Here is an 18,842-nt window from a genome sequence, read left to right as displayed (position 1 = left end):
TAATGAGTTAATAACGTATAATTGATAGTTAATATTAAGCGAAAACGATATTTTACAAACATTTAATATTTTCATAATGTGGATACCCTTTATTTGCAAAAAATAAACTAACCATGGCTTTTTCCCAATATGATCCGCAGGCTGTTGTAAATGAAGTGTTTTCACTTTATGAAAAATTTGGTGACGAAGATTATATAGGCGAACCGGTTTCGCAATTGGAGCACATGTCTCAGGCTGCTGCCTTGGCGCAGGCCGAAGGCTTTGACGATGAGGTAATTTTGGCCGCTTTTTTTCATGACATAGGCCATTTATGCGCTGATGCCGAGGAGGCAGGAAGTATGGATGGCATGGGTAATGTTGATCATGAAAAACTGGGCGCCGATTATTTATTGGAGCGTGGTTTTTCTGAAAGGGTTGCCAATCTGGTACAGGGCCACGTAATAGCAAAGCGTTATCTTACTTATAAATATCCCGAATATTATAACCGTTTGTCTGACGCAAGTAAGGGCACACTTGAGTTTCAGGGCGGTGTAATGACCGAAGAAGAAGCAACGGATTTTGAGCTAAATCCTGACGCCGAACTGATTATAAGACTACGGTACTGGGACGACATGGCCAAAGAGATGAACCAACCCGTAAACAACCTCGATTATTTAAAATCTATAGCGCTAACCCACCTGCAACTGGTAAACAGTTGATATTTCTATATTAAGTTTTTGTAAGGAATATGTAATTCCGTTGTTACAAAAACCGCCTACTTAACACAGGGTGAACATAAGATTAAGTATAGCTTAATACTAAATTGGTTTACTAATAATAAACAAAGTTTAGTATTGCTGCATGAAAAAATCAATCCTTTCACCTTTAAATTTTAGCAGATGAACAAGTTTTACCAGAGACTAAAAAACCTTATCACGGTTTTATTATTTTGTATTACGCCATCTATTTTATTTGGACAAACCAAAATAAGCGGTACCGTTACCGACGAAAACCATTTGCCGCTTCCCGGAGTAAGTGTGAAAATTAAAGATCAAAACAAAGGTACTGTTACCGATGTAGATGGTCGTTACTTTATTACGGCCGCCAACGGTCAAACACTCATTTTTACATTTATCGGCTATACCCCACAATCAGTAGTTGTGAGCGACAAGGCCATTATTAATGTAAGTATGAACGGTAACAGCAAAACGCTTAATGAGGTTGTTGTAACCGCTCTTGGTGTTAAAAAGGAAACCCGGCGCATTGGCTACGCCCTGCAGGCAGTTAACGGCGCCGATGTAACTACCGCCCGTGACCCTAACCCTATTACCGGTTTAACAGGTAAAGTGGCAGGTTTATCGGTAGGTCCATCGGCAGAGTTATTGGGTAACCCTTCGGTATTAATAAGGGGTAACTCCGTAACTTTATACGTTGTCGACGGTTTCCCGATCAATACAGATACTTATAATATCAGTCCCGACGATATTGAAACCTATACTGTATTAAAAGGCCCGGCCGCTGCCGCGTTATATGGCAGCCGTGCACAAAACGGCGCTATCCTGATCACCACCAAAAAAGGTGAAAAGAACAAAAAAGGATTAACCGTTGACATTAACAGCAGTACGGTAATGAATACCGGCTTCCTGGCATTTCCGCGCACACAGAACTCATATGGTCCTGGTGAAAATACCTTTTATACCTTTGTTGATGGTAAAGGTGGCGCACCAGGTGGTGTTGATAGTGATTATGATGTTTGGGGGCCTTATTTTGCCGGTCAGTTAATACCTCAGTATGATAGCCCCGTTGTTAATGGTGTACGCCAGGGGACCCCATGGGTTGCCCGCGGTAAAGATAACCTGAAAAACTTCTTGAAAACCGGGTATCAAACCAACAACAATATTTCATTAGGCGCTGTAGGCGATACTTATGTAACCCGTTTCTCGGTTTCGCAGCAGCATCAAACCAGCTACATCCCCGCGCAATACCTGGATATAGCCAATGCCAATTTTTATGCCTCGTTTACCCCAACCAGCCGTTGGAAATTTGAAGCTAACGTTGATTTCAACAGACAATCAACTGATAACTTCCCAGACGTGCAATACGGTCCGAACAGTATCATTTATAACATTGCCGTTTGGACAGGCGCCGACTGGAATGTGAACGCACCTGATATCAAAGCTATCTGGCAGCCGGGTAAAGAAGGTGTTCAATCGGTATTTGCCGAATACACCCGTTACCATAACCCCTGGTTATTAACAGAAAAATGGACAAGAGGTCATTATAAAAATGACGTATACGGATATCTGTCGGGTAATTTTAAGATTGATAATAATCTGAATGTTACTTTACGTTCACAGATCGATACCTATAATATTTTGCGTACAGAAGACCTGCCATTCTCGGCTCACCCTTATGGCCGTGAAGGTAACCAGGGCGATTACCGCGAAGACCGCCGCAACCTGTTTGATAACAACACGGAGTTGATGTTAAACTATAACTACACTGTTCAAAAATTCCTGAATTTATCAGGTGTGGTAGGTTCAAACTTACGTAGCTTTAATTATAACTCCAGCTGGACGTCAACCGATTATTTGAACGTACCAGAAGTTTATACTTTTGCCAACTCCAGAAACCCGGTACAGTCAACCGCTTTTAGCTCACAGGAGCGCGTGTTAAGCGGTTATTACTCTTTGGATGCTACTTTTGGTAAATATGCTACCTTATCAAGCACGGGCCGTGTTGATAAATCATCCGCATTTCAAAACGTAACTACCTATTATTATCCAAGTTTATCGGTAGCTACCGTGATCTCTGATTACATTAAACTGCCCGAGGTTATTTCTTTCTTAAAAGCAAGAGCATCATACTCAACAGTTAAAGCTGATGCATCAAGCCCAACAATTGGTCCTGCTCCCTTTAATGCTATTTCGGCATTGGGTGGCTCAACTACTACTAACAGCCCTAACTCAAATCCGTTATTCCTGAACCCACTGGGTTATGGCAGTACTTATAACTCGCCTTACAACGGTCCAAGCTATCAGCTTAATCCGTTTTATTTAACCAGTAAACCATATAACAGTCAGCCAGCTGCATCAGCTTCGGACTTCCTGTATCAACCAGGTATCAAAACTTCAACCCGTGTTAACTACGAAGAGGGTTTTGATATTAAATTCTTACAAAATCGTTTAGGTCTTTCTGCTACCGCTTTCCAATACATTGACGGTCCGCAGATATTGGCTAACAGTATTTCAACCGCAACCGGTTATACTACTTTATACCTGAATGCTTTAAAAACCAAAAAAACCGGTTATGAAGCATCTATAGAAGGAACGCCGATCAGAAACTTAGGTGGCTTTACCTGGAATGTTTTAGTAAACGTATCAACCTTTAAGGATGTATACGAACAATTGCCACCGGATAAAACCAGCCCTACCGGATACCAGGATACCTACAAGCAGTTCTTTAAACAAGGCGATCGTACCGACAAATTGTATGGTACTGCTTTTGCCAGAACCCCACAGGGCCAGATCATCAATGATGCCGCCGGTAAACCTTTAGTGCTACCTGTTGCACAGTATCTGGGTAATGAAAATGCCAAATACCAATGGAGTATTTCCAATAAAGTTCGTTACAAGAACTTTAACCTGGGTTTTCAGTTTGACGGATCTGTTGGTGGTGTAATTATTGACTACATGCACAACAAAACCATGCGTGGTGGTTCAAACATTGAAACAGCTACCGGCGCCCTTGGCGATGCCCGTTATAAAGACTGGCAAAATTTTGGTAAAGCAGATTACAACGGTAGTTATGTTGGCCCAGGTGTAACCGTATCAAACGGAACCTCTATCAACTATGACCCGGCAACAGGCAGAATAATAAACTACGCCGCACTGCAATACTCACCAAATAAACAAACAGCCCTGGTGCAGGATTACGTGAGTAAGTATTACAACGTTGATGAGTCAAACCTCATGAGCAAAACATTTTCCAAATTGCGCGAGGTAACCCTGGGTTATGATTTCCCGAAAGCATGGTTAGATAAATCGTTCATCAGAAAAGCATCTGTATCGGTATATGGCCGTAACTTATTATACTTCTATGGTGACAAACGCTTTAAGGATGTGGATTTAGATCAATATAACTATGCTACTTCAAGCACTGTTTTACAGTCGCCAACAGTACGTAGCTATGGTGTTAACTTAAATGTATCATTCTAATTAAAAATTAAATAATGATGAAAAAGATATTTATCAATTACTTGCTGCCGGTATTTATGGTACTGGCGGTAACGGGCTGTAAAAAGAGCTTTGAAGATCTGACCAAAAACAACAACGTACCCAGCACAGTACCGGCATCGCTGTTATTTAACGGTATATTAAACCAAATGGCCGATCTGCCACAAAGCAGCAACGAAATATATTGCCAGTATTACATCTATAATTACGATTACTATGGTAATAACCGTTATGATGGTTTTGCCAGCGGTGGCGACAATTATTATAGCACTATTAAAAACGTATTGGATATGGAAAAACAAGCAACCGCTACGGGTGGTGGATCAATTAATCCATACGAGGCGTTAGGTAAGTTTTTTAGGGCATATTTCTTCAGCAAAATGAGTTTAGAAGAGGGTGATATACCAATGACGAATGCTATACAAGGCTTAGCTAATCTTACACCTGCCTATGATACTCAAAAAGCGGTAATGACTCAATCATTAGCCTGGTTGGAGAGTGCCAATGCTGATCTTACTCAATTGATCAATGATCCAACCATTGCTGGTTCAGGTGTTGGTTCAACTTTAAGTAATGACATTTACTTCAATAATGATCTTTCCAAATGGCAAAAAACGGTTAATGCCTTTCATATCAGGTTGTTATTAGCCCTAAGCAAAAAAACGGCTGATATTGACGTTAAATCACAGTTTGCCGCTATAGTAGGTAATCCTGCCAAGTATCCGTTAATGGAGAACATATCCGATAATTTGCAATACGTATTTGTTTCTCCAAGTAATTACTATCCTCAAAATCCTAACAATTTTGGGCAAAATGGTTCAAGGCAAAACATGTCGGCAACTTATGTTGGCTTGCTTACACAGCTTAAAGATCCAAGGGTATTTGTTACAGCCGAACCTTCACGTTACCTGGTTGATACGCTAAAACAGAGCCCAACTGATTTTGCTTCATTTGTTGGTGCTGATGCTGGTCTTGATCTTGGGGTGATGTATAATAAGGCCACGTTGCAGCGTTATTCGTTCCTGAACCGTAAGCATTTCTATTCTACTTATACCGGTGAACCAAGTATCCAGATAGGTTACCCCGAACTAATGTTCAATATTGCCGAAGGTATTAACCTGGGCTGGGCAACAGGAGATGCCGAGGCTTATTATCAAAAAGGTATCCAGGCTTCGTTTGATTCTTACAGCATACCTACCGGTATCGGGGCATTCACAGCCTATTTTTACCACCCTACAGCAAGTTCTAAGGGTGTAACGGACGGAACCAGTTATAACACCTATCAGGTTAGCGTAAACTGGAATATTTATTATGCGCAGCCATTAGTTAAATACGCGGGCGGGGCAACTGGTTACAAACAAATATTACAGCAAAAATATCTGGCCTTATTCCGTCATTCAGGTTTGGAATCATACTTTACTTATCGCCGTACCGGTGTGCCAACTTTTACTACCGGCCCGGGTACCGGTAATGGTACACGTATACCATTGCGTTTTGAATATCCAACGTCTGAAAGAACCGTTAATGCAACTAATTACAATAAAGCATTAGCCAGCCAATATGGCGGCAGCGATGATATCAACGCTACCATGTGGATATTGAAATAAACCATGAATATTAAATAATGAATAACAAAGGCCCCCCGGTATACCAGGGGGCCTTTGTTGAATTAAATAAAAACCCAATGAAAAAAATAATTTTAACAGTACTATTTGCCGGCTCGTTTTCGGTGCTGTTTGCGCAACAGCACAAGACGGAGAACGTGATCATTGTAACCATTGATGGCTTACGCTGGCAGGAGGTTTTCCGCGGTGCAGATTCGGCCCTGATCAATTCAAACGAAACGAATGAGAAAGATGCGGTTCGTAAAAATTTTTGGACGCCAAATGTCAATGACCGCCGCAAGCTGTTGATGCCGTTTTTCTGGTCGACCCTTGTTCAGCAAGGTCAAATGTATGGCAACCGTGATTTGGGCAGCAAAGATGAGGTAGCCAATTCGTTTCATTTTTCGTATCCAGGCTATAATGAGATATTCACCGGTTTCCCTGACCCGCGCATGAACACCAATGAGGCCATTACTAACCCAAATATGAATGTGCTGGAATTTTTAAATAAGCAAAAAGGCTTTCAGCATAAGGTTGCCGCTTTTTCGTCATGGGAGAGGTTTACACAGATATTGAATACCCCGCGTTCGGGCATCCTGAACAATTCGGGTTATATGCCTGTAAATATTCCGGGGATGAATGACCGGTTAAAACATCTGAACGAAATGCTGAATGAAGTGCCGCATTTCCTGGGCGATTCCACTCGGATCGACTTTTTAACCTTTGAGTTTGCCAAAACTTACATGCAGCAATTTAAACCGCGTGCCTTATACGTAGCCTTCGATGAACCGGACGATCTGGCACATGCTGGTAATTATAAGTTTTATCTTGATCGTATCCGTCAGGAAGATGATTATATAAAACAATTGTGGCAATATGTGCAAACCGATCCGGCTTATAAAAATAAAACCACCCTCATCATCACCTGTGATCACGGCAGGGGGGATGTGCCTTTAACCAAATGGCGCGATCATGGTACCGAGACCCCGCATTCTGAGCAAACCTGGTTTGCCGTTTTAGGCCCCGACACACCTGCCGGTGGCGAAATGAAATTACCTGCAACAACTTACCACAAACAACTGGCCCAAACCATAGCCAAATTACTGGGCTTTGATTTTAAAGCATCGGCAGGTCATGAAGTTGGGGATGCTGTAGAGAGTGTTTTTGGTAAATAATAACTCATTATCAACAAAAAACAAATGCGTTTAGCGATATTAATTACAGTATTATTTTTATTAGCAGTCGGTGATAACTGGCAGCCTAACCCGGCACCGGTATCAAAGCATAAATTTATAATCTCCGCGCACCGGGGCGATCACGTGATCTACCCGGAAAATACATTAGCGGCTTATCAGGAAGCCATCAAAAATGAGGCAGATTATGTGGAGATAGATTTGCGGACAACAAAAGATGGCGAACTGGTAAGCATGCATGATGGTACTGTGAACCGGATGACCAACGGACAAGGGCAGGTTAAAGACCTGGCCCTGGCAGAGCTTGAACAACTCCGGGTAAAAAGTAAGGATACAACATCAACAGAAATTTATCGCATCCCCACATTTAAACAGATCTTGCAATTGTGTAAAAACAAGATCAATATCTATCTTGATTTTAAAGCTGCCGATCCGGCTTTGGCCTATCAAATGATCAAGCAATATGGTATGGAAAAACAGGTATTGGTTTACATCAACAGCGCTCCCCAATTTACCGGTTGGCGTAAAGCTGCTCCCAAAATGCCCCTGATGTTGAGTTTGCCTGATAGTGTAAAAACAGTTGCAGGAATGGATAGCTTTATCATGAAGTATCAGCCTGATATACTGGATGGAAGCTATAAGCAGTATAACGCCGATATGGTAAAATTTGCCGAAGATAAGCACATTCCCGTTTGGCCTGATATTCAGAGTGGAGGCGAGGGCCCGGCAGATTGGGATAAGGCTTTAGCTGTAGGATTATCTGGTTTTCAGACTGATCATCCGGCCGCATTGGTGAAATATTTAAAAGGGAAGGGGTTAAGGTAGGTATGTTCTTAACTCCTTTGCCTTGTATGCGTCCTCATAGAATACTTACAAGTTGACTTATTATGTTATTATATTTGAAAGAGAATATTATCTATGGGAATAACAACATTTAAGTATAGTAAGATTTTTGCATGGTTTGGTATGATTTTTTTCATTTTCATTATTAGTGCGTTAGTTTCTATGGGGATATTGGCTAACGAATTTAAGCCTTGGGTAATAGTTGTATTTGGGCTTTTATTCTTCACAGTGGTCTTCATTTTAGTTCTTTTGAAGCATATTATTTCTGCTTTCAAAAACGAAGTAGCACTTGAGTTTGATGAAGAGAAGGTAACGATTTATATGACGGGTATAACGATATATTGGAAAGATGTAATAGAGATATCATGGGGGGAGTATCGAAGATCAAAATACTTATCGTTTGAAATGGTTGACCGTAGTAAGAACATCACTATTGAAGTTAGGAGAGTTGCAGGCCATAATAAGATTATTTATAATACGGCCCAGAAATACTTTCGACAGGCCTTGTTGAATGAAGGCACTTCTTAAAAATGTAAATGATAAGTGACGAGATTACTTTTTTAGAGTAGGGTAAACGGTTATATTTTTTCTATTCACTCTCTATCCTTAATCCTAACTTAACACCTGTACCGTATTTTTACTAAAAAAACAGACATGAGTACCCGCAGAGAATTTATTGGTACCGGACTGGCCGGTATAGCAGCCTTAACCTTACTGCCTGCTGTTAATACTTTTGCAAACGTTAATAACGAGTATAACCGCCAAAATAAAGGCAGACTTAAACTGCGCTTTGCCCTGGCATCTGATATCCATTACGGACAACCCGATACCGATTATGCGCTGAACACCGGCAATATGGTTAAATGGATCAATGCCGATCATGCTAAGAACCACCTGGATATGGTAATTGTTAACGGCGACCTGGTTCATAACCGCCCCGATTTGCTGCCCGAGATAAAAACCCAATATTTGGATAAGTTTAATATGCCTTATCATACCATCCCCGGTAATCATGATTTTGCAGACGCGGCCCTTTGGCAAAAGAATTTTGGTTATGAAGATAAGTACACAGTAGAGTTTGGTGATATTGCATTTGTACTGGCCAATACGGCTGATACCAAAGGCACCTATGTTTGCCCGGATAATGTTTTTATCAAGGCTTCATTAGAGAAATTCAAGGATAAGAAGATCGTGTTTGTGATACTGCACATCGCCCCGTTCAAATGGCAAAAAGATGATTTTTTTGTGGATTGCCCAGAAACCATGGAGCTACTACATGGGTACCCAAATGTAAAGGCTACTTTTCATGGGCACGATCATTTGCTTGATGGCATTCGTTATACCGGCGATAAATTTCCACATTTTTTTGATTCGCATATTGGGGGCAACTGGGGTACCGATTATAAGGGATATCGCATAGTGGAGGTTGACAATGAAAACGCTATCTACACTTACCAGGTAAACGCCAGTCAAAATCCGGTGCTTAACTCAAATAAATTGTAAATAAGGAGACACATGTAATGTGTCTCTACGAAAATGAAATGTAGAGACGCATCACATGCGTCTCAGAATTATTTCTCAGACGGAAACTTCAACCCTATCTGCACACGAGCCCTGTCAATCAGGTCGATCATTTGTTTTGACATTTGGTGGCTGATGACAGGGCTTTCTGTTTTGCCCGCCTTGATCAGGTCGCAAAAATGAGCTATCTCATAATTAAGTCCGCCAGCGGTAAAAGGTTCGTTTAATTCAACAATCCGGCCATCCAGGTAATCGATAGTAGCACGGGCAGGGTTCCACCAGTTTTTATGTATGGTAATATGACCCAGGGGCCCGGCAATTAGGGCGTCGCCTTTGCCATGCAGATCAAACCCGGCATATAGTTGTGAATAGCCACCTGTATGCAGCGTTTGAAATATGGTGAACATATCTACCCCGGTGCTGCCAAAACGCCCCATGGCCTGTACATCCTGTAGTTCACCCAGCCAGTCTATCGCCAAAAAAGCTTCGTATACGCCTATCTGCATTAGCCCCCCGCCTGCAAGTTCCAGGCTGAAATTAGGATGATTGGCAGAAAGATCCGCAACTGATGATCCCGCGCGTACATAACCAGCCGGGCCAATAGGATCATGGGCAAGATGTTCTTTTAAACGCAGGTATAAAGGGTAGAAGGCCGGTTTCATGCCTTCCATAAAAAGCAAATTACAAGCTTTGGCCACGGCAAGCACCTGTTCCAGTTCGGGCAGGCTAACGGTAACCGGTTTTTCACAAAGTACGTGTTTGCCTGCTTTTAACGCGGCGATGCTATAAGCGGCATGGCTATCGGGTAGGGTGGCAATATAAACCGCGTCGATATCGCTGGCTAACAAGTCATCCACACTGGCGCAGGCAATACCTCCATATTGTTCTACGAAGGCATTAACCGTGGATGGTGTTCTTGACCAGGAAGCCACCAGTTGGGTATCCGCTACTTCCTGAAGCCCCTGCATAAACCGGTGGGCAATACGCCCGCAACCTATTATTCCCCATTTGATCATAGTCTTAAGTTCTGAGTCCGAAGCCAAAAGTCTAAAATAAAAAAGTCTTAAGTCAAAAAATATAAATATTAATTGACTTAAGACTTTTATCTAAAGACTTCCGACTTACACTACTGGTACTGAATGTAAATAGGGTATGGTTTGTATCTTGATAAAACTTCCTCAGGAGTTAACATATGGTGAGGCGCTTTTTTGATGTCGTTTTTATAAAACAATTTAAAGCCTGTAAACTGTACCGGTTCCTGGTTAATGAAGTAACGGTAAGTACCTGTTTTCAGATCGGGTTCGCCCCAGCCATCCATATCCATTACCAATTGAACCTCTTTGTGCAATTTAATGTTTTTATAGTTGGTCAACATCTTTTTAGTGAAGCGATGTACTACTAAAATTTTAGGAGGCAGGTTGTATTTTTTAACCAGGTTAGCTAAATAACCCGATACATAATTTACGTCCTCAGCATCATAAGTGCCAATTTTTTTGCCCGGGTGGGTGCCATCTTTCATAGAAAACTCAGGATCCATGCCAAAATGAACCTGTGGCATGGCTAAGTATTTTTCAAGCAGCGGTAACTCTGCACGTATATTGCTTAATGCTACCTGCACATCTAAAAATACAATGGCATGAGCCTTTTTCGCTAATGATAATACGCTGTCAATTTGTTTAAATGGCATACGGTAACGGAACTTGCCGTCTTTACCGCCATCGCCCTGGGCCACTACAGCAATATAATGCAGGGCAGGTTGTACCGGTGTTTTTGGATCTGCTTTTTCCCAGTGTTTTACTTCGCCTTTTAATTTGGCCAGCATTTCGTTAGGAGGTAATTCTCCCAGGATCCCCATTTTTTTTGAGTAGAGGTTACCATAAAAAGCTACCACGCGTTTAAACGGTAAAATAGCACCGTTTAACGGATAAGGCGTGTTTTTAACTGGCCATCTGCCGGTGGTATCGCCATGGGCGTTAAATTTCAACAGGGAGTCGTAAAGCTTTTTATCCAAAGGAGGATAGCTTGACTTTAACACACTCAGCGTATCTGCTGTTTCGCCTTTAGCCGAATCTGCCTTGGCTGTTGGTTTAGCGCCCGGTTTGCTGGTACTGCCGCTTTGTTTGCAATTGGTTAGCAGGGTAATTGTTAATAAAAGCGCCGAGGCGTAAAGGAAAAAATGTTTCATTATTTATAAAGGTGAGATTTTTGCGTTTTGATGTACTTAGCTTAATTCATTAACCGGTTAATTATTAATTATTCTGTTGATATCCGGGACCGTGCAAAATAACACCTTTTCTGGTGCCTGTGTGTTTAAAATTATCAACAGTTATGTTTCCATTCACTAAAACATACTTAAAACCAGTTGAATAGGCGTGGGGATGTTCAAACGTTGATTGATCTTTGACCGTACCGGCGTCAAAGATAACAATATCTGCAAACATACCGGGTTGCAATAAACCACGATTGGTTAAATGGAACTTTTGTGCCGGTAAGGAGGTCATTTTACGTATAGCATCTTCCATGCGAATCACATTTTTTTCGCGTACATAGTAAGCCAGCACCCGCGCATTGCTGCCATAACCACGTGGGTGGGGCACACCAGATCCAAATAAACGGATGCCCGAATCTGACGCCACCATGCTTAGCGGATAACGGAGTATATTCTCCACATCAGCTTCATTCAAACCATGAAATACCATGGAAGCGCCACCTATTTTGGTGATATCTAAAATAGTTTCGATCTCATCAGGTATGGTTGACGGGCGACCTTTAGCGAGATTGATCTGCATGATGCTTTTGCCGTTGATAGAAGGATCGCCATCGCAATGGGCAACTACAGCATAATCAAAATGTTCGCGGGTGCGTCTTTTCATATCCGTTATCATCTCGGCCACAACCTTTTGATGGATCAGCGGATTATTCAACCGTTTTAATACGGAATCATGCCCGCCATCCTGCAGCCAATCAGGTAATAATACATTAAGGGTGGTGCTGCTGGCGGTATATGGATATTGATCGACCGTTACATCTAAACCTTCCTGACGTGCTTTTTCGACCATGGCAATCATCTCGGTCGAGCAATTCCAGTTGGGTAAGCCTACCTTAAAGTGCGAGATCTCCACCGGTATATTGGCTTGCCGGCCAATATCAATGGCTTCGGCAATGGCATCAAATATCTTATCGGTTTCATTGCGCATATGTGAGGTGTACACACCATGATATTTAGCCGCCGCTTTTGCCAGGGCAACAACCTCGGGTGTTTTGGAATATAAGCCAGGTGTATAAATTAGTCCGGTTGAAAAACCAACGGCACCATCGCGCATGGCTTGCTCTACTATAGCCTGCATTTTTTGCAGCTGTGCATCGTTGGGTGTTATGGCTGCCTTGCCCAATACAGCCTCGCGTACATCATTGTGGCCTATCAGCGAGGCTACGTTGACCGATAGTTTTAAGCTATCTAAAAATTTAAAGTATTTGGCGATGTTGATATTGGAGCTGCCGCAGTTACCTGTGATCACGGTGGTTACGCCATCGTAAATAAAATTATCGGCAGTTGGGGTTTTCTTTTCGTCGCCTTCAATATGGGTATGTACATCAATAAAGCCGGGAGCGATGATCAGGCCGGAGGCATCAATAGTTTTGCCGGCTTTGTTTTTGGACAGATCGCCAATACTTACGATCTTATCTTTAACAATACCTATATCTCCATAAAACCAGGGATTACCGGCACCGTCAATGATCTTTCCGTTTTTTAAGATGATATCAAAATGCTGCTGCGCGAAACAACCTGTGGATATTAAGATCAGGCATATCGTATACAGCTTTTTAAAGAGCGTGGAGCGGGTTGCGTGATTTGGGTTGCGTGGTTTGAATGGCATTAAAGGATCATGTTGCAGGTTTGTGGACATGGGTAAAACTTATACAAATATAGCAAGTCTCATTAATCTTATATCCCGCATCTCGCTCCACGAACCCCGCACCTTAGCTTGTTTTAAAGAATTTTCCGAAAACGCCAAGCGGCAATTTTGAACCCGCAGTGGCCTGCAGATAAAGTTCGCCAATCTCCAGGTTCTGTACCTTAGGGAACGCGCTTTTGATGAGGTTTTCGATAATGACCGATGAAAAACCCAGTGAATAAGTATTCAGGATCAGGAAGTGTTCTTCCGGATCAAGCAGTTGAATCACATCGGCCATCATTTCGTTGATGTTGTCTTCCAGTTTCCACTTTTCGCCGTTGGGGCCGTTGCCGTATGCCGGAGGATCCAGGATGATACCATTATATTTTTTACCGCGTTTTAGCTCACGTTTTACAAATTTCAAGGCATCTTCAACAACCCACCTGATATTGTTAAGACCTGAGATCTCCTGGTTTTCATTGGCCCAGGTAACCACTTGTTTTATCGAATCTACGTGCGTGGTATCGGCGCCGGCTGCCTGTGCAATTAGTGATGCACCACCGGTATAGGCAAACAGGTTGAGCACCTTAGGCTGTGGCGTTTTAAATTTTTTGATGTTTTGGGTGATGTAATCCCAATTTACCGCCTGCTCGGGGAAAATACCCAAGTGTTTAAATGAGGTTAAACCCAAACGGAACTTAATGGCCGCGTCTTTATTCTTGTATTCGATATGCCAGCGGTCGGGTGTTTTGGGATCTTTTTTGATCCAGTCGCCCGCAGTTGCCGAGCGGCCTTTAAACTTAATGTGGTGTAAGCGCTGCCATTCAGAAGCCGGCAACTGCTTGCTCCAAACCGCTTGAGGTTCGGGGCGTATCAGTATAGTATTCCCAAAGCGCTCCAGCTTTTCAAAATCGCCGCAATCAATCAGTTCGTAATCTTTCCAGTGCGTTGGGGTTAATAGTTGAATCATGTATTTAGTTTGCAGTTTACGGTGGGCAGTTTGCAGTAAATAGTTACCTACTACGCCATTTTAATAAGTGCAAATATAATCATTCTGATAAAAGCGACTGCTAACTGTGGACTGATAACCGTAAACTACAATTTCGCTTTTGCTGCCTGCATAAATTTACTGGCGAATACAAAATCGTTCAGTTCCTGATTATCGGTGTGGGCTATCTCTTTGTTACTGCCTTCCCACCATTTTTTACCCTGGTGTAAAAATATGATATGATCGCCAATACCCATTACCGAATTCATGTCGTGCGTAACAATCACTGTTGTTATTTCAAACTCTTCGGTCAGTTCATTGATCAGCTCATCTATCAGGATGGATGTTTTAGGGTCAAGGCCCGAGTTGGGTTCGTCTACAAACAGGTATTTGGGTTGCATAGATATAGCGCGGGCAATGCCTACGCGTTTTTTCATACCTCCTGAAAGTTCGGATGGATATAGTTTATTTTTGCCGGTAAGATTAACTCTTTCCAGGCAAAAATTGGCACGGTCAAGTTTCTCTGCTTTTGTTTGATTAGTAAACAGGTTAAGCGGAAACATGATATTCTCTTCCACCGTCATGGAATCAAACAGGGCTGAATTTTGAAAGAGCATCCCTATTTTGGTACGGATGGGCACGCGTTGTTCAAAATCCATATCGGTAAAGTTTTCACCGTCAAATATCACATCGCCTTTGGTGGGGTCGTGTAAACCAACAATGCACTTCAGCAGGGTGGTTTTTCCAGATCCGGAACCGCCAATAATAAGGTTGTTTTTACCTGGTTTAAAAATCGCGGTTATACCTTTTAGTACTTCGTTATCGCCAAATGTTTTGTAGATATCTTTAATTTCGATCATAGTAGCAGGCGTGAAATAATGAGATCCACAAATAAGATCATGATACAGCTCCAAACAACACCGCGGGTAGCCGATTGGCCTACCTCAAGCGAACCGCCATCGGTATAAAAACCCTGGTAGGAGCAAATAGAGGTAATAATGAATCCAAAGAAGATTGATTTAACGGCACAAACAGTTACAATGAGCGGGTTAAAACCGTCAGTTAAGCCCGTCACATAATCGGCTGTGGATACATCGTTGGAAGCGGCGCAGGCAATGTAACCCCCTGTTAAACCTAAAATTACCGATACGATAACCAGCAGGGGGATCATAGAAATACCAGCTATGATCTTGGGCGATATTAAATATCCGGGCGCGTTTACACCCATGATCTCCAGCGCGTCTATCTGCTCGGTTACCCGCATGGTGCCAATTTGCGAGGCCATGCTGGAGCCCACGCGGCCGGCCAGTACAAGTGCAGAAATGGTTGGACTAAACTCCAGAATAGTTGAATCACGGGTGATACCGCCTACAATGGTTTTAGGAATAAAGTCGCTTACCAGCTGGAATGCGGTTTGTATAGTGGCCACAGCCCCGATAAATACCGAAATAATGGCTATGATACCCAGTGAGCCTATCCCCACCGAAACCATTTCACGCATCACTTCGCTCCAATAAACACTAAACTTTTCGGGCTTTCTGAAAGCTAAACGCAGCAGAAGAATGTATTTTCCTAAACTATGGAACATTTGTTTTTATAAAAATCGGTTAAAAATACGTTTTTTACATTAAGCTTTACCGCTTGTATCTATTGAATTAATTTAAATATGCAATTTTATAAGCCATTAACCATTGCTTACGTAAATTCGGCCCGTAAAGCTTCAACTCTGATCAAAAAAATTGACGCGGTATTTTCTAAGTCGCTTTAAAAGAACAATTATTTAAATACATTATTATTATATTATTTTCATGAAGAACGCTCTTATCACCGGTTCAACAAAAGGCATGGGCCGCGCTATTTCTATTTCATTTGCTAAGGAAGGATTGAACGTGGCAATTTGTTCGCGCAATGAGCAAGAATTATTAAAATTTAAAGACGAACTGGAATTAATCAACCCATCTATCAAAGTTTTTGCACAGGTTGCTGATGGCAGTAATAAAGCCCAGTTACTTCAATTTGCATCGGGGGCGCAACAAGAGCTTGGATTTATTGATGTAGTGGTCAACAGCCTGGGGATGTTTGCCCCCGGCAGCATACTTGACGAAAGCGAAGGCGACTTTGAAAAACAACTGCATACTAACCTGATGCCCACTTATGAGCTCTACCGTCACTTCGGTAAAACCATGATTGCCGCACGCAAGGGGCATTTCTTCAATATTTGTTCGGTAGCGTCTTTAAACCCTTTCCCTCAGGCTGGTACGTATAGTTTAACCAAATACGCGCTGTTGGGCCTCACCAAAGTAATGAGGTTGGAGATGCAGGAGCATGGTGTAAAGGTAACCGCGATAATTCCGGGATCAACCTTAACGGATTCATGGAAAGACGCGGTAGTTGACAAAGACACTATGGTATTACCAGAAGATATCTCATCAGCCATCATTAATGTATACCGCATGAGTCCCGGCGCAAATGTTGACGAGATGATCATTAAGCCCGCGCCCGGCCAGATATAAATTTGATTAGTTCATGGTTGATGATTGATGGTTCATGGTTGATGATTGGTGGTTGATAGTTCATGGTTCATAGTTCATGGTTTAAGAGAAGCATGCATATTTTTATATCATTGATTTTACTATGAACCATGAACTATCAACCATGAACTATGATCTATTAACCATGAACCACCAATCATCAACCATCAACTTTCATCGGTATTTTCAGGTGCTTTACCGAGAGTTTGGCTGCTTTTACCTAATAGTGTTACCGTAAAACATTTGTTGTTTGCACATTTGAATTATAAAATCACTATTATTAATAAATTATGGAAAAGAAACTTTATCGCGATGAACGCCGGAAGGTAATTGGCGGTGTTTGCGCGGGCTTGGCCGATTATTTTGATCTCGATATAGCCATAGTACGGGCGCTGTTCCTGCTCACCTTTATATTCATGGGTACAGGTTTTATGGTTTATGTTGTTTTATGGATTGTATTACCTAAAAAATATCAGCAATATTTTAATCCTGGAGTTGACTATCGCGTGCCGCCACAGGAGGAGCCTTATAACCCTTTTACTACTGGCGTACCTCCTCAACAGGATGTGCCGTTTGGTGTACCACCCAAAAAATCGGGATCATCAACCCCTGCATTGATCATTGGTGTGATATTGATATTCATAGGTGCATCATTTCTGCTGCATGAATTACATCTGTTCAGGTTCTGGCATTTTGGAAAATTGTGGCCGGTGGTTTTAGTAGGAGCAGGCCTTGCATTAATGGCAACAGGCAACAAAAAGAAACCCTGGGAAGATTATAATTCAGGCAATACCGATGCCTCTGATGTTAAAGAAGAGATAAAAGATGACGCTTTGAATAAAGAAGATCATGCTAATCCCGAAAACGATAATTTAAAAGATAATCCACCAACTGTATAACATCTGATGTTATTAAACTGCTATGATCGGCAAAGTTAATGTAGGTTATAGCAGCTTCATAAATATAAAAGAATATTAAAATGAGAAACGATAGATTAGTTCCGGGCGCTATCCTGGTTTGCATAGGAGCCATATTCCTGCTTAACAACTTTGGATATATAGATTTCCATTGGATGAATATCCTGCACCTTTGGCCCATATTTTTGATCATGGGAGGTGTTAACCTGGTTTTTGCGGGCAACAGATCTGCCTGGGCCACTATCTTAAAATTAGGGGTGGTTATACTGGGTTTTGGGCTACTCATATTCGGGCATTTTGAACGTTACACCTTCTGGCCTGGTCATTATAATTTTCATTATAATGATGATAAGAATGATGACGATGATAACGACGATGACGACAGCGATAGTACGGGAGTAGGTCATGGTGTGGTTAAATTGCAGGGCAGCAGTATTTTTAATAAAGAATATACACCAGACGCCAAACTTGCACGTCTTAACATTAGCGGTGGCGGTACTACTTATACTTTAAATGATACTACCAATCAGCTTTTTAAAGCCGAAACCAAAGAGTTTTATGGTAGCAAATATGAGTTTACTTCCAGCAAAAACGATTCAATGTATATAGTAAACCTGCATTTGCGGAATGACAAGGGCTGGCATATTGATAGCGATGAAGACAAAGACAAAGCCAACAGGGCCGATATTGAATTAAACCCCAACCCCGTGTGGGATATAAATGTAGAAACCGGCGCCACAAAACTTGATTTTGACCTGAGTAAATTCAAAATAAAAAATTTAACTTTAAGCGGAGGCGCCGCATCATTTGATGTAAAGCTGGGCAACCCGCTGGCAACTACCAACGTTGAGGTAGCAACCGGTGTATCAAAAGTAAAGATCAATGTACCAAAAGACGCGGCTTGTAGTATCCGAACCAATTCAGGTTTGTCATCGAGCGACTTTGAAGGCTTTGACAAGAAAGATGATAACCGGTACGAAACCCCTGGCTTTGATGCCGCAAAAAACAAAATATATATTCATTTGACAGGCGGAATGTCTGGCTTTAAGGTGAAAAGATACTAATTACCCAACCGATACCGGGACAGTATATCTATAATAAATTTTGCAAGCCGTTTCATGATAATATCATGAGG

Annotated in this window: 17 protein-coding genes; 11 read left to right on the top strand and 6 right to left on the bottom strand. The window is 41.9% G+C overall.

The genetic code is table 11. The features are described from left to right. Positions 1-113: 113 nt before the first annotated feature. From ACNURT_RS22680 to ACNURT_RS22650, 7 genes are all read left to right on the top strand, one after another. Entirely contained in the window at positions 114-698 is a 585-nt protein-coding gene (locus ACNURT_RS22680; protein WP_419699599.1) for a phosphonate degradation HD-domain oxygenase, read from the top strand. A gap of 180 nt (positions 699-878) precedes the next feature. After that, complete coding sequence (locus ACNURT_RS22675) at positions 879-4,196, top strand: carboxypeptidase-like regulatory domain-containing protein (RefSeq protein ID WP_419699598.1); 3,318 nt, start codon at positions 879-881, stop codon at positions 4,194-4,196. Between the two features lie 14 nt (positions 4,197-4,210). Beyond that, positions 4,211-5,821, top strand: a complete 1,611-nt coding sequence (locus ACNURT_RS22670) for a SusD/RagB family nutrient-binding outer membrane lipoprotein (protein WP_419699597.1) — start codon at positions 4,211-4,213, stop codon at positions 5,819-5,821. Between the two features lie 77 nt (positions 5,822-5,898). After that, entirely contained in the window at positions 5,899-6,993 is a 1,095-nt protein-coding gene (locus ACNURT_RS22665) for an alkaline phosphatase family protein (RefSeq protein WP_419699596.1), read from the top strand. A 24-nt stretch (positions 6,994-7,017) separates the two neighbouring features. Next, positions 7,018-7,836: a glycerophosphodiester phosphodiesterase family protein gene (locus tag ACNURT_RS22660; protein ID WP_419699595.1), complete on the top strand. Its 819-nt coding sequence runs from the start codon at positions 7,018-7,020 to the stop codon at positions 7,834-7,836. Between the two features lie 93 nt (positions 7,837-7,929). Beyond that, positions 7,930-8,382 carry a hypothetical protein gene (locus ACNURT_RS22655; RefSeq protein WP_419699594.1) on the top strand — a complete coding sequence of 151 codons (453 nt, stop codon included), beginning with the start codon at positions 7,930-7,932 and terminating at the stop codon, positions 8,380-8,382. 126 nt (positions 8,383-8,508) lie between these two features. Next, positions 8,509-9,357, top strand: coding sequence for a metallophosphoesterase family protein (locus ACNURT_RS22650; RefSeq protein WP_419699593.1), 849 nt, complete (start codon positions 8,509-8,511; stop codon positions 9,355-9,357). Between the two features lie 68 nt (positions 9,358-9,425). Here ACNURT_RS22650 and ACNURT_RS22645 read toward each other — a convergent pair whose 3' ends face one another. The 6 genes from ACNURT_RS22645 to ACNURT_RS22620 form a co-directional block, all read right to left on the bottom strand. Further along, positions 9,426-10,391 carry a Gfo/Idh/MocA family protein gene (locus ACNURT_RS22645; protein WP_419699592.1) on the bottom strand — a complete coding sequence of 322 codons (966 nt, stop codon included), beginning with the start codon at positions 10,389-10,391 and terminating at the stop codon, positions 9,426-9,428. Positions 10,392-10,501: 110 nt separating this feature from the next. Continuing rightward, positions 10,502-11,560 (bottom strand): hypothetical protein, encoded by a 1,059-nt coding sequence (locus ACNURT_RS22640; protein WP_419699591.1) that lies wholly within the window; start codon positions 11,558-11,560, stop codon positions 10,502-10,504. Positions 11,561-11,624: 64 nt separating this feature from the next. Continuing rightward, positions 11,625-13,283: an N-acyl-D-amino-acid deacylase family protein gene (locus ACNURT_RS22635; protein WP_419699590.1), complete on the bottom strand. Its 1,659-nt coding sequence runs from the start codon at positions 13,281-13,283 to the stop codon at positions 11,625-11,627. A gap of 73 nt (positions 13,284-13,356) precedes the next feature. Continuing rightward, the gene (locus ACNURT_RS22630; RefSeq protein WP_419699589.1) at positions 13,357-14,241 is read right to left on the bottom strand and encodes a class I SAM-dependent methyltransferase; all 885 of its coding nucleotides are present in this window, start codon (positions 14,239-14,241) and stop codon (positions 13,357-13,359) included. A gap of 125 nt (positions 14,242-14,366) precedes the next feature. Further along, entirely contained in the window at positions 14,367-15,119 is a 753-nt protein-coding gene (locus ACNURT_RS22625; RefSeq protein ID WP_419699588.1) for an ABC transporter ATP-binding protein, read from the bottom strand. Further along, positions 15,116-15,847 (bottom strand): MlaE family ABC transporter permease, encoded by a 732-nt coding sequence (locus ACNURT_RS22620; protein WP_419699587.1) that lies wholly within the window; start codon positions 15,845-15,847, stop codon positions 15,116-15,118. The genes ACNURT_RS22625 and ACNURT_RS22620 overlap by 4 nt, the downstream gene beginning before the upstream one ends. Before the next feature lie 220 nt (positions 15,848-16,067). On the opposite strand from ACNURT_RS22620, the gene ACNURT_RS22615 reads away from it, so the two are divergent. From ACNURT_RS22615 to ACNURT_RS22600, 4 genes are all read left to right on the top strand, one after another. After that, positions 16,068-16,772 (top strand): SDR family oxidoreductase, encoded by a 705-nt coding sequence (locus ACNURT_RS22615; RefSeq protein WP_419699586.1) that lies wholly within the window; start codon positions 16,068-16,070, stop codon positions 16,770-16,772. A gap of 121 nt (positions 16,773-16,893) precedes the next feature. Beyond that, complete coding sequence (locus ACNURT_RS22610) at positions 16,894-17,028, top strand: hypothetical protein (protein WP_419699585.1); 135 nt, start codon at positions 16,894-16,896, stop codon at positions 17,026-17,028. A 52-nt stretch (positions 17,029-17,080) separates the two neighbouring features. After that, positions 17,081-17,689: a PspC domain-containing protein gene (locus ACNURT_RS22605; RefSeq protein ID WP_419699584.1), complete on the top strand. Its 609-nt coding sequence runs from the start codon at positions 17,081-17,083 to the stop codon at positions 17,687-17,689. Positions 17,690-17,769: 80 nt separating this feature from the next. Further along, positions 17,770-18,771: a LiaI-LiaF-like domain-containing protein gene (locus tag ACNURT_RS22600; RefSeq protein ID WP_419699583.1), complete on the top strand. Its 1,002-nt coding sequence runs from the start codon at positions 17,770-17,772 to the stop codon at positions 18,769-18,771. Positions 18,772-18,842 lie beyond the last annotated feature (71 nt).

This window comes from Mucilaginibacter sp. NFX135 (assembly GCF_048565145.1).
Lineage (GTDB): Bacteria > Bacteroidota > Bacteroidia > Sphingobacteriales > Sphingobacteriaceae > Mucilaginibacter.
Note: the sequence above shows the minus strand (reverse complement) of the source record. Positions and strands in the feature narration are given on the sequence as shown.